Genomic DNA, 13,597 nt, shown 5'->3' with positions numbered 1-13,597 from the left:
TTATGTCACTAAACAAACCATTTAAGAAAATAATTAGACCTTTTATTGATGACAGTTATTTAAGAACAGTTTCGAATACTTATTTACTCGAAAATGACTATTCAAATGAAAGAATAAGTTCAATTCGAGCTTTTGAGATAATTGTAAAGGACTACTTAGATATCCTTGATTATATAGAGCCACATGACAACAATAAGAATACATATTCTCATAGGATCTATGAATTATTTCTGAGAACTTGTACAGAATTTGAATCAAACTGTAAGTCTATTTTAAGTTCAAATCAATTTACAAAAGCAGGTAGCTGGAATATTCTTGATTATTACAAAATAAATAAAGCTTCAAAATTAAGTGATTATGAATTACATTTGAACATCTGGAGTCCCACTACAAAAGTTTTAAAACCTTTTATCGAATGGAATTCTGCTACACCTATATCACTAAGTTGGTATAAAGCTTACAATAATGTTAAACATGACCGAAATAATAATTTTCATGAAGCAAATCTTGATAATTTAACATTAGCATTATCGGGGTTATTTGCTATTTTATTTTCGCAATATTTTATATTTTGCTTCGACTCTCATCAAACATCAACCTCTTCTTCCACTGATGACCAAAATTTCATATCCACTCCCAAAAGCATTTTCAAGATTAAACTTCCTGAAACTTGGCTTGATACAGAAAAATACGATTTTGATTGGAATACATTAAAAGCTACTGCTGACAAGTTTGATGGTTTTAATTTTGATACTGTCTAAAATAATTATTATTAATGAAAAAGACATATATTTCCACTAGCTAGTATTGCATATTCCAAATATATTCTCTAATTTTGCACCTCGAAATAATTAACAAATTCATTTAACATTATGAACAATTACGAAACTGTTTTCATTTTAACTCCCGTTCTATCTGATGCTCAGGTAGAGGAAGCAGTGAAAAAATTTGAAGATCTTTTAAAAGAAAAGAACTGTGAAATCGTTGCCAAAGAGAACTGGGGATTAAAAAAACTAGCTTATCCAATTCAATTGAAAAAGAATGGATTCTACACTTTAATCGAGTTTAAAGGTGAAGGTACTGTAGTAGCTGATTTAGAATTAGCATTCAAACGTGACGAGAGAGTAATCCGTTACCTGACTACAAAACTTGACAAGCACGCTGTTGAGTATGCTGTAACTAGAAGAACTAAAATCAAAGCGGCTAGAGCTTAATTATTAACCCTATTTTTTAAAAAAGACAAGACATGGCAATAGATGAAATGGCTAAACAAGCCTCAGCTGGAGGAGAATCAGAAGTAAAATTCCTTACTCCACTTGATATCAATACAAAATCTGAAAAGAAATATTGTAGATTCAAAAAATACGGAATTAAGCACGTTGATTACAAAGATGCTGACTTCTTATTACAGTTCGTTAACGAGCAAGGTAAGATCTTACCAAGAAGATACACTGGAACTTCTTTAAAATACCAAAGAAAAGTTTCTGCTGCTATCAAAAGAGCAAGACACCTTTCTTTACTACCTTACGTAGCTGACTTATTAAAATAAGACAAAAAAAATAAATAGAAGAAGAGGGCAACCTCTTCTTTTGTTGCTGAATAAAATAATTTAATTCTAACGATTTTTAGATAAAAGACAGAAGATAAAAGATAAAAGATGTAACGTCTCGGTTCTTGATTCTTTAGTCTTGGCTCTAAAACTAAAAACGGACAACAACAATGGATATCATCCTAAAAAAAGACGTAGAAAACTTAGGACTTGAGTTTGATACAGTAAGCGTAAAGCCAGGTTATGCAAGAAACTTCTTACTTCCTCAAGGAATTGCTCTTTTAGCGACTCCTAAAAACAAAGCAGCTCTTGAAGCTACTTTAGAGGCTAGAAAAGAAGAAGAAGCTAAACTTATCGCTGCAGCTAACGGTGTAGTAGATCAATTGAAGAAAACTTCTATCACTATTCCTGCAAAAGTAGGTTCTGGTGACAAGTTATTCGGATCTATCAACAATTCTGATCTTTCTGACGCTCTTGCTAAAGCTGGAGTTTCTGTAGAGAAGAAATACATCAAAATCCCAGGGAACACGATTAAGAGAACTGGTAAAGTTACTGCAAACATCAGACTTCACAGAAATGTTGAGTACAATTTCGAATTCGACATCGTATCTGATGCTCCGGTAGAAGCTCCTAAACCAGCTGCTCCTAAAGCTAAAGTAGTAGAAGAAACTCCTTCTGAAGAAGCTTAATAAGCTCTGAAGAGATTTTCTCAAATATATCAACCACTTCGTTTGAAGTGGTTTTTTTGTTTTCTTTTATTTAGAAGCTTAATCCCGCTATCCACTCATACTCCTCGCGCAGCCGCTTAGCCAACTCTTACTGCGGGGTAACCGTTTCTATCGGGGCTAAGAGGCAGTCAAAAAAATCGGTTGGATTCGGCTCCCGAAGTCACCAATACAATCAATCCTCTCCTCTCAGTTTCTGCTGATACTCAGTAGGCGGTATTCCTATTACTTTTTTAAAAATATTGCTGAATGAAGACAGGCTGTTGTAGCCTACCATCATCGCTATTTCGTACATATTGTATTTTCCTTCCATCATGAGTTCCAGCGAGCGGGTAATTCTTAACGCACGCAGAAAACGCACGTAATTCATGCCTAAAATCTCTTTAAACTTTCTGGAGAGGGTTCTGGTGCTCATCCCGAATTCTTTTGCCGTAGATTCAATGGTAATAGGCTTTTCAAGATTGTCATGAATGTATTTTGCAATCTTTAAAAGGGTTTCATCTTGTGGAAACGGATGCTGAACAGGGAAAGCCAGCTTTTTATCTCTTTTTTCAGGAAGAATTCCTTTCAAAGCTTTGAGGAAAAAATATTTAGCACCGTCATTTTTTGTGATTTTTCCATTCCAGTCTTTGGTATACAAAATCATTTCCCGGAGAAGATGGCTGACAGAATAAATATTAATTTCATCAAAGAAGCCATTTTCATTTTCTTCTTTTTTAAAATAAAAATTGTAAAAATCTACTTTTGGGCTCGTTGAAAAGATATAATGCGGTGTCCCGGCAGGAATCCACATAAAGCATCTTGCTGGAAGATACCAGTGTTTCAAATCCGTAAAAATATGAACTATTCCACCCTCTGCATACACCATTTGGGCAGAACTGTGATGATGAATGTCTGTGGTTATACCTCCTGTAAATACATTATAGACATAAAATTCTGCATCCTCTTCCTCTACTGCTTTAAAATGGCTATCATTCATAGAATAAAGGTAAGAAGAAAATTTTACATTGGCGCAAATGAGCAAATCTTTTTCTGTATTAGCAAATCGGGTCCGATACTCTGCAACGTAACTTTGCAGCATCAAAATCATTTCAGCAAAAATCCTCTACTTAAATTATGAATATGACATTTAACGCCTGCCCATACAGGTACATGGCGTTGTGCTTACTGCTGACAGGCAGTTTTTTACACTCACAAATGACCGATTACCAGCATCTCAGCCTTCAACAGGCTATAGAGACCGGTTTGAAAAACAACAAAACCATCCGGATCAGCCATTTAAAACAGGAAATGGCTGTCACCAGGGAAAAAGACCTTGCTATGGAAAAACTTCCGGATATTGAATTCCATACAAGCTATAATCAGGTGACCAATCTTTTTCAGCATCAGAATGGCTTTTTCAGTAAGGCCACAAAATATGATGTCATCAACGGAATGTATGATTTTACCCTTGCAGCCTCGATTCCTGTGTATATGGGTGGAAAGATTAGAAATACAGAAAAGAAAGCAGCCATTGATACCGAAATTTCAGCTTTAAGAACCCATCAGGATGAAAGACAGCTGAAAATGGAGATAATCACCGCTTTTCTTCAGATCCATCATTTAAAGGAACAGCAAAGCCTTATTAACGATAAAATGAAGGAGGATTCCATCAACATCAGACAGGTAAAAGCTTTGAAAGCGAACGGAGTAGTTACGGTGAATGAAGTCCTGAGAACATCTTTACAGCTTTCGAACCATACGATGAGCTGGACAGAGCTGGATAACGATATTCAGATTGCAGAACATAAGCTTAAAACCATTCTTTCACTTCCGGAAAACCAGGAAATGCATGCAGATACGGAAGATCTGATCTCCGACAAAGCTTCAGTTCCTTATATTGATGAGCTTACTGAAACGGCTTTAAGTAAAAATGAATCGGTAGAGATGACGCACAAAAACCTTTCGTTAAAACAATTGGATCAGAAGATCACAAAAGCGAATTATTTACCGAGAATCACAGCCGGTGGAGAATATTTTATCAAGTACCCAAATATGATGTTTTTTCCTCCCGAGCCTTATGCCTACCGTCTTGGAATGTTGGGCGTCAATCTTACCTACCCCATCGAAAACCTGTATAAAAACAAATATAAAATGCAGGAAGCAAGGGAAAATATTGATCTGGCTAAACTTCAGATCGAGGAAAACGATGAAAATGTACGGCATCATGTTTATGAAGCGTATAAGAAGTTTGAAGAAACCGATCAGAAGGTTAAAATCGCAGAGGAAGCTATTGGCCAGGCCAAGGAAAACTACAGAATTGTAAAGACAAAATATGCCAATAAATTAAGTCTGATCACCGAGCTTATTGATGCAGACAATGCTTATCTGGAGGCTGAATCCAATCTTATCTCCGTAAAAATAAATCGACAATTAAAATATTACCAACTCCAGTACACGATTGGAAACTTATAAAAACTATGGCAAAGAAACAACTGACACAAAAGGAAAAAAGAATCAACAAAACGATCACGCTGCTGGCCTGGATTCTGATCATCAGCGGAGTGACAGGAATGGTAAGTTTCTATCTTTTCTCAAGAAAAAATGTCACCACAAATGATGCCCAGATCGAGCAATATATTACGCCCGTTTCCAGCAAGGTTTCAGGCTTCATTAAAACGATACAGTTCGAAGAAAACCAGTTTGTCCGTAAAGGAGATACACTGATTGTCATAGACAACAGAGAGTTTGTCAATCAGGTGAAAATGGCTGAAGCAGGCCTTCATGCGAATGCTGAAAATATCACCACCATTGAAAGTGGCGTCAATACCAAAGAAAATGATTCCAAAATCATCGATGCTAAAATTGCTTCAGCCAAAATTGACATATGGAGAACGGAACAGGATTTTAAGCGGTATAAAAATTTAGTTTCAGAAGATGCCGCCACAGAACAGCAGTTTGAAAACGTAAAAGCTTCTTATGAGCAAGCAAAAGCTAATCTTTTAGCCCTGGAACAGCAGAAAAATGCAGTGAAAGCGGGCGCCAATGAGCAACAGACAAAAATAGCTCCTGTCAGAAGTCAGATCCAGCAGAGCTCTGCAAGCCTGAACAATGCTAAACTTTTCCTTTCTTACACCGTGATTACAGCTCCCTATGATGGCTGGGTTGGAAAAAAGACCATTCAGGAAGGACAGCTTATTAAAGAAGGCCAGGCTCTGGTTCAGATCGTGAGCAAAGAAAAATGGATCATTGCCAATTATAAAGAAACGCAGCTTGGACAGATTGATTCAAAGCAGGAAGTAACCATTACTGCAGATGCCTATCCTGATATTGAATTTAAAGGAAAAGTCGTTTCCGTATCTCCCGCCTCAGGTTCACAGTTTTCTCTGGTAAAACCGGATAATGCCACCGGAAACTTCGTGAAAATTGAACAGCGATTTCCTGTGAAAATTATTCTTGATAACAATCAAAATAACGAAAAACTGCTTTCCGGGATGAATGTCCTTGTGAGTGCAAAAAAAATATAGTGATTTAGTGTGAATGTTAGAGAATGTAAGGGTGTGTGAGTTATTAGAGATGAATGATCGTAATGAAGAAGAATACTTTATTAATGATCACATCCTCACATTTTTAAATTCGCATATTATCATTTAATAAATAGCCTTAGATTTTTTCAGCGGAAAGACAGATTTGCAGCGACAGACTTATGATTTTTCTTAAGTATTTGTCAATTTACCTTTTACTTTTTTACACCCTGCTCCTTTGTCTTTCCGTGTTTTTTTCTCCCATCACCAAATCATCAAATCATCAAATCAACACATCAACACATCAACACATCAACACATCAACCATGCAGCATAATATAGTTTATCACAAATGGGTACCCCAATGGCTGAAACTGCCCCTTTTGGTACTCGCTCTTTTCCCCCACCTGATGTTGTTGTCGCTTTTGCATTCCAATAGTGCCTTCACCTCTTCTTTTATGGATGTTGATTCAGATGACATTCAGTATTTAATGATTTTAATGTACGGGACATTTGTGGTCACGCTTTTAGTTTTACAGCGGTTTATGGCGTATTTCAGCGTGAAATATTATATCCTTCTGATGGCCTCTGTTTCTGTGATTATATTGTATGCTTTATCGGTGACCAATAATTATCAGCTTATTCTGGTAATCCGGTTTCTGGAAGGAATTTTCGGACTGTTCGAAGGTGCCATTTTTCTCCCGCTGATCATCGCAGAATTAAAAACAAAACACGCCAAAGTAATAGCCTATCTGTTTATGTACACCATCATGCTGACCGGCGGAACCATCACCACTTCTTTACTGAAATCCAGCATTGAAGATTACGATTTCCAGCATATGATCCTGATGATGGCCTACTTTCACATCTTTGTCCTGATCATCGGAATTGCTCTTTTTAATACTAATAGATTTTTCCCAAAAATGCCTCTGTATCAACTGGACATTACCAGCTGGTTCCTCCTTTGGGCTTGTCTGCAGTCGGGAGGTTATGCTATTATTTATGGCAAAAGACTGATGTGGCTTGAATCCGACACTATTATCATGTGCTTTTTTATATTTCTACTTTCCGGTGGATTATTTATGCTAAAGCAAAGGAATTCCAAAAGACCACTTTTTCATTACGAAGTGTTCAGTTCAAAAAATGTCATTGCCGGAATGATTCTGTTCTTTATTTTCTATCTGATCCGATCCGGGCTGAATAATGTATACAGCATTATGGCTACCGTATGGAAATGGCCGTGGGATTATATTGTCAATATTCAGTACTGGAATGTAGCCGGGACTTTATTGGGCGTTATTTTATCAGGAATATGTCTGATGCGGGGCGTTTCTTCAAGGATCATTTTCTTCACAGGATTTCTGCTGCTGGCCATCGATTGTGCATGGTTTACCTACACGTTTTATCCGGACACTACGCTGTTCACGATCTGCCCGCCTCTATTTCTGCAAGGAATCGCACAAGGATTATTGTTTACGCCGCTTGTTTTCTTTTTGATTTCCGGAATGCCGGAACCATATGTCGCTAATGCAACGGCCTTAGGAACTACCACCCGTTTCTGGACCACCGCGATCGGATATGCGTTAATGCAAAATTTGATGCTGTTTTTAACGCTAAAACATTCTGACACCCTGAGTTTCAATATGACAGATACCAATCCTGTTTTCTACAGCCAGTGGAACCAGATTTTCGGAGCTAATCTGGCCAAACTCCCTGTCAATGAGTCGTTATCTATGACTGCCGGTGCATTTAAAGGAAAAATAACCGCTCAGTCGATTCTTCTTTCCAATATGGAAATTTTCACCGGACTTTTCTGGCTGGCATTGATTACGGCTTTTGCTTTACTGCTGTATCATCCTGTGAAAATTGCGGTGAGAAATATTATGTGATTGTTTAGGCCGAAAATTTGCTATACTTCAGGAAATTTGATGTTATGGACATTCAGGAAATCGTATTGAATCAACAGACTTTTTTCAAAACACAGCAGACGAAAAGCCTCAAATTCAGGAAAATGTATCTTGAAAAGTTTCGGGATATTCTTCTGAAGAATGAAGATCTTTTATATGAAGCCATTCATAAGGATTTCGGCAAATCTAGGTTTGATACATTTACCACAGAGCTTTCTTTTGTTCTGAATGATATTAAGTATTATCTGAACAACATCAACACGCTTTCAAAGCCTAAAAAGGTTACAACTAATCTTTCCAATCAGATTGGAAAAAGCAGTATTCATCCCGAACCGTTGGGCTGTGTTCTGGTAATCGGAGCCTGGAATTACCCTTATCAACTGTCGCTTTCTCCTATGATCGCCGCATTGGCTGCGGGAAACTGCTGTATTTTAAAACCCAGCGAAATAGCAGAAAACACCATGAAAGTGATGGCAAAACTTATCAACGAGAATTTCCCTGCTGAGTATTTATATGTTTATGAAGGAGGCATTGATGAAACCACAGAACTATTAAAACTGAAATTCGACAAAATTTTTTTTACAGGAAGCACGAAAGTTGGAAAAATCGTATATAAGGCGGCTGCAGAGCATTTAACTCCTGTTGTTCTGGAATTGGGAGGAAAATCTCCGGCTATTATTACCAAAGATGCAGATCTTGAAGTAGCCGCCAAAAGAATCGTCTGGGGAAAATTTCTGAATGCAGGGCAAACCTGTGTAGCACCCGATTATCTCTTGGTAGAAGAAGCCATTCATGAACAGTTTTTGGAAATGCTGAGAAAATACATCACGGAATTCAAATACGGACCGGATGCCGAACAGTATACCAAAATAATCAACCGTAGAAATTTCGACCGTCTGGCGAAGCTTATCAATAAAGGAAAAATTTATTTTGGAGGGAATTTTGACGAAGAGAAATTATATATTGAACCTACCCTTCTGAATGATGTAAACTGGGAAGATGATGTCATGCAGGAAGAGATTTTCGGTCCTATATTGCCTGTGATCAGGTTTACTCATTTTAATCTCGTTATGACAACCATCCTTGAACAGGAAAAACCGCTTGCCGCCTATCTGTTCACCAGAAATTCTGAGGAAAAAGAAGCTTTTCTATCGAAACTTTCCTTTGGTGGCGGATGCATCAATGATGTGATCATGCATTTAGGTAACGAGAGATTACCGTTTGGAGGAGTTGGAGCATCAGGTATTGGAAATTACCATGGAAAATATGGCTTTGAAGCCTTTTCGCATCAGAAGTCTGTCCTGGAAAAAGCAACCTGGGGCGAACCCAATATTAAATATCCTCCTTATTCTGAAAAGAAATTAAGCTGGATTAAAAAACTGCTTTAAATAAAAAAACCGGGAAATTTCCCGGTTGTATTTTTTATGACTTAGGCGCCCATTGGGTAAAGAATTCTTTTACTTTTTCTTTACTGTAGCCTTTACCTTCTTCTAAAACGGAGCTGTCTTTCAGGACATGAATCAATTTTCCGTTTTTATCCAGAACAATGAAAAAAGGATAACCCAGTTTTTCTTTGACATCTACATATTTAGAAAAAACTTTTTCGTTCTTGTTCTCCGGAGAAAAATTCAAATGATAATATTCGTAGTTTTTATCTACTGTTTCTTTTAATTCAGGTGTACTTTGAACAAAATTATTAAAACGGAGACACCAGATACACCAGTTTCCTCCAGCCTGGATGATTATATTTTTTCCTTCTTTTTTAGCCTTGGCAATTAATGTATTGATATCAGCCTCTGCATTGGCTTTCGGATCGTAAGGTTTAGGAAGTTTAGCCTTCTCTTCACCAGCTTTCTTCTTTGCATCCAGCTCTGCATGATCAGTTTTCACCAAAAGGGCATTATCCTGCTTTCTTCCTTCCGGTACATTTTTGGTTTCCTGTGATAAAGCAAATATACTCAGTCCCAGAAAGGCTATGATTGACAATTTTTTCATAACATAAAAATAAAAAAAATTTATACTTATTGCAAGCAAAAATAGAACTATAATTTTATTATCACTAGATTTGCATGTTTTATGAATTTCTTAATCAAAATATTATATTTCATTTCAAAACTTCCGCTTAAAGTATTGTATATTTTTTCGGACGTTATGTTCTTCCTGAACTACTACCTGGTAGGCTACCGAAAGAATGTTATTACTCAAAATCTGCAAAAATCTTTCCCTGAAAAGTCGGAAGAGGAGATCAGAATCATCCGAAAGAAATTCTATCTTAACTTCTCTGATTATCTTGTAGAGACCATTAAATCTTTCAGCATTTCTGAAACGGAAGCCAGGGTAAGAATGCAGCACATCAATCAGGATGTGTTTCATGAAGCCAAAGCTGAAGGCAAAAATGTGATTATGTTGGCAGGCCATGTGTTTAACTGGGAATGGATGAATGCTTTCGCGAGAGTTATTCCCCAAAAACATTGCCATCCGGTATACAGAAAGGTCAACAGCGATTTCTGGGAAAACCAGATGAAAAAAGTAAGAAACAAATTTGGAAATGAAGCGCTGGAGGCTAATGAAGTGATCATGAATATCTTCAGGTCTAAAAGTGACGGTGAATCAGCCTATATGTTTGTGGCAGATCAGACTCCGCATGTTGCTCATGTCAATTACGGATTAGATTTCCTTCACCAGAGAACACCTGCCTTTATAGGGTATGATAAACTGGCTACCAGAATGGACCTCGCTTTTATTTATTGCGAAATGAAGAAAGTAAAACGGGGTTATTATCAGGTCAATTACCACAGAATCTACCCGGACGGTGAAAAGTTTACAGAACATGAGGTAGTAAAAAAGTTCCATAAACTTCTCGAAAATACACTTCACAAAAATCCTGACAATTATCTTTGGTCCCACAGAAAATGGAAATACCAAAGTGCTATTAAAACATTTGATAGCGATAAAAATAAATCCTGATGCCGAAAAAATTAGCCGTTGCTATCTTAAACTGGAATGGTAAAAACTGGCTTGAGAAATTCCTTCCAAGCGTGGTCAGTTTTTCTCAAGATGCAGATATTTATGTCATCGACAATCTTTCTACCGATGATTCAATCACATTTATACAGACTCATTTTCCTGCCGTAAAAATCATTAAAAACACTCAAAACTATGGTTTTGCCGGTGGCTACAATGAAGGCTTAAAGGAAATAAAAAATGAATATTACTGTCTTCTCAACTCTGATGTAGAAGTTACTGAAAACTGGACAGGTCCTGTTCTGGAATTATTTGAGAAAGATGCTTCCATAGCAGCGATACAACCGAAAATATTGTCTTTTAACCATAAAACATTTTTTGAATTTGCCGGTGCTGCTGGTGGCCTTATTGACAATCTGGGTTATCCTTATTGCCGTGGCCGTGTATTTGATGATGTAGAAGAAGACAAAGAACAATATGATGATGAAACAGAGATTTTCTGGGCTTCAGGATGTAGTTTCTTTATCCGTTCAAAAGACTTCTGGGAACAGAAAGGTTTTGATGAAAGATTTTTCGCTCATCAGGAAGAAATCGATCTCTGCTGGCGACTGATTAATTCAGGAAGAAAAATTTTCTACACAGGAAAATCCAAAGTCTATCATGTAGGTGGCGGAACCCTGAATAAGCAAAGTGCACAGAAAACATACTTAAATATCCGCAACAACCTTTCCATGATGCTGAAAAACCTTCCGTTTCCCAAACTGATAGGATTAATTTTTTTCAGACTCTGTTTAGACGGAATTGCCGGAATTTATTTCGGATTTAAAAACGGATTTCCACATCTGTGGGCCGTTGTAAGAGCCCATTTTGGATTTTACGCCCAACTTCCGGGAACATGGAAACTCCGTCAGAATCATCAGAAAATCAAGTTCTATCAATCAAAATGGCTGATCTTCAGGTATTTTTTAGGTGGAAGGAAGTAGGTTTAGGGATTAGGGAAATAAAGTACAAGTATCTGACGGTTAAAGGACTATAGTATTTTACGTGAAAAATTCTTAACTTCAAAAAACTTTAAACCTTGAAGTTGAACATTAAATAAAACCAGCAACTAACCAACTAGCAACTAGCAACTAGCAACTAGCAACTAGCAACTAGCAACTAGCAACTAGCAACTAGCAACTAGCAACTAGCAAAAAAACACCAATTCACTCATCACTTATAATTTATAACTCAAAAAGATGGATTTCTGCGCAATAGATTTTGAAACGGCAACTCACGAGAAAAATTCAGCTTGTGAAATGGGTATTTGTGTTGTTCAGAATTCCCAAATCGTGGAAACAAAGACCTGGCTAATTAAACCGCCAAGTTTCCCCTATTTCAGCAGATTTAATATTGATGTCCACGGAATTACTCCTGAAGATGTAAAGGATGCCCCTACCTTCGATGAGATCTGGTACGAAGCTGAAGAAATGATGTACGGATCCCTGATGATTGCCCACAATGCAAGCTTTGATGCGGGGGTATTAAGAGGCTGTTTCCAGCATTACGGAATGTTTACTCCAAAGCTGAATTATCTTTGCAGCATTCAGCTGGCTAAAAAATCCTGGAATTATCTTCCAAGATATGGCCTGAAACATCTGGCAGAACATCACCAGATCAGCCTGAACCATCACCGGGCGGGAGATGATGCAGAGGCCTGTGCAAAGATTGCACTGCTCGCTTTTGAAAAATTAATTATTACTGAAAACGACGAAATCCATGAATCTTTTTTAAATAAATACATCAAAAAACTATAACCCCATGAAAAAAATTTTACTTCCTGCTACAATCATCATCAGCACTTTAATCCAGGCCCAAAGTACCGAACTTCTGAGTACAACATGGAATTTAAAGAAAGTGATCAAGAACAACACTACCTATCTGCTTCCACAAAATAGCGAAATAGGCACGCCTACGATGACTTTCACTCCTACACCGGGATCATCAGGTACCTATACCAATATGAATAGTCCTGTATGCGGAAAATCGATCTGGGGTAATATATTTTTGCAAGGTATACAACCCAATCATTTTGTTTTCTGGACTTATGGTGTAGGTAACAACCAAACCTGTACGAACCCTGAAAACATAGATTTCACCAATCAATATGTCAATTATTTTAATATTGGTTCTGACTCCCACGATTATCAAATCACTTATTCAGGAAACACAAAAAATCTGGTTCTCACCAATAATCTGGGAGACCAGGCATTTTATGAAAATGGTTTCTTAGCAATCAAAGAATCGGAGATATCCCAAACTGCAATAAAGATTTACCCTAATCCCGTTAAGGGCAGTTTCCTTGAAATTAAAGGCGTTGAGCGTATTGAATGGACAAAAATTTACAACGCTGAAGGAAAACTCGTTCAGCAGAATTCTGCAGATTCCAGAATAGATGTTTCCGGCTTGCCAAAAGGAAGCTATTTCTTAGAAATCAAATCTCAGAAAGGGATAAGCAGACATCAGTTTATCAGAGAATAATCCTAATTACTTAACACCTCAGACAACAGGTTAAACTTTGGGATTTCTATCTCAAAAGTTTCCTGTGTATCCATGTTTTTAACAAGGTATTTTCCGCTCATATTCCCTACGCCGGACCGAAGCATTACATTGGAGAAATAAGCGAAATTTTCGCCTGTGGGAATTTCCGGTGTCAATCCGATTACACCGTCGCCAATAATCTCGGTATATCCAAAACCTACATCAAAGATGAGCCATTTTCTTTTAAGTACTTTAATGGGAAAGCTTCCGTCATTTTCTATTGTAATATTGTACTTAAAGACGTAACGGTTTTCGGAAGGATAACTGTTTTTACTATCATATTCAGGTATTACTGAAACTTTGATATTGGAAGTCATTTTTGAGAACATCACCTTAGTTTTTATAATGGATACAAAAATCTCGCCTTTT

At 37.2% G+C, this 13,597-nt stretch carries 15 protein-coding genes; 12 read left to right on the top strand and 3 right to left on the bottom strand.

The annotated features are described in order from the left end of the window. The first annotated feature begins 2 nt into the window (after positions 1 to 2). The 4 genes from LC419_RS12575 to rplI all read left to right on the top strand — a co-directional run bounded on the left by LC419_RS12575 (position 3) and on the right by rplI (position 2,238). Complete coding sequence (locus tag LC419_RS12575; RefSeq protein WP_223607688.1) at positions 3 to 761, top strand: hypothetical protein; 759 nt, start codon at positions 3 to 5, stop codon at positions 759 to 761. A 111-nt stretch (positions 762 to 872) separates the two neighbouring features. Next, entirely contained in the window at positions 873 to 1,214 is a 342-nt protein-coding gene (gene rpsF, locus LC419_RS12570; protein WP_034706729.1) for a 30S ribosomal protein S6, read from the top strand. A 32-nt stretch (positions 1,215 to 1,246) separates the two neighbouring features. Then, positions 1,247 to 1,549 carry a 30S ribosomal protein S18 gene (gene rpsR / locus LC419_RS12565; protein ID WP_034706728.1) on the top strand — a complete coding sequence of 101 codons (303 nt, stop codon included), beginning with the start codon at positions 1,247 to 1,249 and terminating at the stop codon, positions 1,547 to 1,549. Between the two features lie 170 nt (positions 1,550 to 1,719). After that, entirely contained in the window at positions 1,720 to 2,238 is a 519-nt protein-coding gene (gene rplI, locus LC419_RS12560; RefSeq protein ID WP_090021821.1) for a 50S ribosomal protein L9, read from the top strand. Positions 2,239 to 2,449: 211 nt separating this feature from the next. On the opposite strand, the gene LC419_RS12555 is transcribed toward rplI, so the two are convergent. Beyond that, entirely contained in the window at positions 2,450 to 3,355 is a 906-nt protein-coding gene (locus tag LC419_RS12555) for an AraC family transcriptional regulator (RefSeq protein WP_223607687.1), read from the bottom strand. A gap of 35 nt (positions 3,356 to 3,390) precedes the next feature. On the opposite strand from LC419_RS12555, the gene LC419_RS12550 reads away from it, so the two are divergent. The 4 genes from LC419_RS12550 to LC419_RS12535 all read left to right on the top strand — a co-directional run bounded on the left by LC419_RS12550 (position 3,391) and on the right by LC419_RS12535 (position 9,072). Beyond that, the gene (locus LC419_RS12550) at positions 3,391 to 4,728 is read left to right on the top strand and encodes a TolC family protein (RefSeq protein WP_223607686.1); all 1,338 of its coding nucleotides are present in this window, start codon (positions 3,391 to 3,393) and stop codon (positions 4,726 to 4,728) included. Between the two features lie 5 nt (positions 4,729 to 4,733). Next, on the top strand, positions 4,734 to 5,780 hold the full coding sequence (locus tag LC419_RS12545; RefSeq protein WP_223607685.1) for an HlyD family secretion protein: 1,047 nt from the start codon (positions 4,734 to 4,736) through the stop codon (positions 5,778 to 5,780). 323 nt (positions 5,781 to 6,103) lie between these two features. Next, positions 6,104 to 7,666, top strand: coding sequence for a hypothetical protein (locus LC419_RS12540; protein ID WP_223607684.1), 1,563 nt, complete (start codon positions 6,104 to 6,106; stop codon positions 7,664 to 7,666). A 17-nt stretch (positions 7,667 to 7,683) separates the two neighbouring features. Then, a complete protein-coding gene (locus LC419_RS12535) occupies positions 7,684 to 9,072 on the top strand; it encodes an aldehyde dehydrogenase (protein ID WP_223607683.1) in 1,389 nt (462 codons plus the stop codon). Positions 9,073 to 9,106: 34 nt separating this feature from the next. Here LC419_RS12535 and LC419_RS12530 read toward each other — a convergent pair whose 3' ends face one another. After that, positions 9,107 to 9,679, bottom strand: coding sequence for a thioredoxin family protein (locus tag LC419_RS12530; RefSeq protein WP_223607682.1), 573 nt, complete (start codon positions 9,677 to 9,679; stop codon positions 9,107 to 9,109). Positions 9,680 to 9,760: 81 nt separating this feature from the next. Between LC419_RS12530 and LC419_RS12525 the strand changes: the two genes are divergently transcribed. The 4 genes from LC419_RS12525 (at position 9,761) to LC419_RS12510 (ending at position 13,168) form a co-directional block, all read left to right on the top strand. After that, positions 9,761 to 10,651, top strand: a complete 891-nt coding sequence (locus LC419_RS12525; RefSeq protein WP_223607681.1) for a lysophospholipid acyltransferase family protein — start codon at positions 9,761 to 9,763, stop codon at positions 10,649 to 10,651. Further along, complete coding sequence (locus tag LC419_RS12520; protein WP_223607680.1) at positions 10,651 to 11,631, top strand: glycosyltransferase family 2 protein; 981 nt, start codon at positions 10,651 to 10,653, stop codon at positions 11,629 to 11,631. Before LC419_RS12525 ends, LC419_RS12520 begins: the two co-directional genes overlap by 1 nt. A gap of 255 nt (positions 11,632 to 11,886) precedes the next feature. Next, the gene (locus tag LC419_RS12515; RefSeq protein ID WP_223607679.1) at positions 11,887 to 12,444 is read left to right on the top strand and encodes a 3'-5' exonuclease; all 558 of its coding nucleotides are present in this window, start codon (positions 11,887 to 11,889) and stop codon (positions 12,442 to 12,444) included. A 4-nt stretch (positions 12,445 to 12,448) separates the two neighbouring features. Beyond that, positions 12,449 to 13,168, top strand: coding sequence for a T9SS type A sorting domain-containing protein (locus LC419_RS12510; protein WP_223607678.1), 720 nt, complete (start codon positions 12,449 to 12,451; stop codon positions 13,166 to 13,168). Between the two features lie 2 nt (positions 13,169 to 13,170). Here LC419_RS12510 and apaG read toward each other — a convergent pair whose 3' ends face one another. Next, a complete protein-coding gene (apaG, locus tag LC419_RS12505; protein ID WP_223607677.1) occupies positions 13,171 to 13,545 on the bottom strand; it encodes a Co2+/Mg2+ efflux protein ApaG in 375 nt (124 codons plus the stop codon). Positions 13,546 to 13,597: the final 52 nt, after the last annotated feature.

Source organism: Chryseobacterium sp. OSA05B, from assembly GCF_019970065.1.
Lineage (GTDB): Bacteria > Bacteroidota > Bacteroidia > Flavobacteriales > Weeksellaceae > Chryseobacterium.
Note: the sequence above shows the minus strand (reverse complement) of the source record. Positions and strands in the feature narration are given on the sequence as shown.

What these genes read in the sequence shown, in the direction of transcription:
- LC419_RS12575 (WP_223607688.1), top strand. Translation starts at nt 3, where the DNA reads ATGTCACTAAACAAACCATTTAAGAAAATAATTAGACCTTTTATTGAT.
- rpsF (WP_034706729.1), top strand. Translation starts at nt 873, where the DNA reads ATGAACAATTACGAAACTGTTTTCATTTTAACTCCCGTTCTATCTGAT.
- rpsR (WP_034706728.1), top strand. Translation starts at nt 1,247, where the DNA reads ATGGCAATAGATGAAATGGCTAAACAAGCCTCAGCTGGAGGAGAATCA.
- rplI (WP_090021821.1), top strand. Translation starts at nt 1,720, where the DNA reads ATGGATATCATCCTAAAAAAAGACGTAGAAAACTTAGGACTTGAGTTT.
- LC419_RS12555 (WP_223607687.1), bottom strand. Translation starts at nt 3,355, where the DNA reads ATGCTGCAAAGTTACGTTGCAGAGTATCGGACCCGATTTGCTAATACA.
- LC419_RS12550 (WP_223607686.1), top strand. Translation starts at nt 3,391, where the DNA reads ATGAATATGACATTTAACGCCTGCCCATACAGGTACATGGCGTTGTGC.
- LC419_RS12545 (WP_223607685.1), top strand. Translation starts at nt 4,734, where the DNA reads ATGGCAAAGAAACAACTGACACAAAAGGAAAAAAGAATCAACAAAACG.
- LC419_RS12540 (WP_223607684.1), top strand. Translation starts at nt 6,104, where the DNA reads ATGCAGCATAATATAGTTTATCACAAATGGGTACCCCAATGGCTGAAA.
- LC419_RS12530 (WP_223607682.1), bottom strand. Translation starts at nt 9,679, where the DNA reads ATGAAAAAATTGTCAATCATAGCCTTTCTGGGACTGAGTATATTTGCT.
- LC419_RS12525 (WP_223607681.1), top strand. Translation starts at nt 9,761, where the DNA reads ATGAATTTCTTAATCAAAATATTATATTTCATTTCAAAACTTCCGCTT.
- LC419_RS12520 (WP_223607680.1), top strand. Translation starts at nt 10,651, where the DNA reads ATGCCGAAAAAATTAGCCGTTGCTATCTTAAACTGGAATGGTAAAAAC.
- LC419_RS12515 (WP_223607679.1), top strand. Translation starts at nt 11,887, where the DNA reads ATGGATTTCTGCGCAATAGATTTTGAAACGGCAACTCACGAGAAAAAT.
- LC419_RS12510 (WP_223607678.1), top strand. Translation starts at nt 12,449, where the DNA reads ATGAAAAAAATTTTACTTCCTGCTACAATCATCATCAGCACTTTAATC.
- apaG (WP_223607677.1), bottom strand. Translation starts at nt 13,545, where the DNA reads ATGACTTCCAATATCAAAGTTTCAGTAATACCTGAATATGATAGTAAA.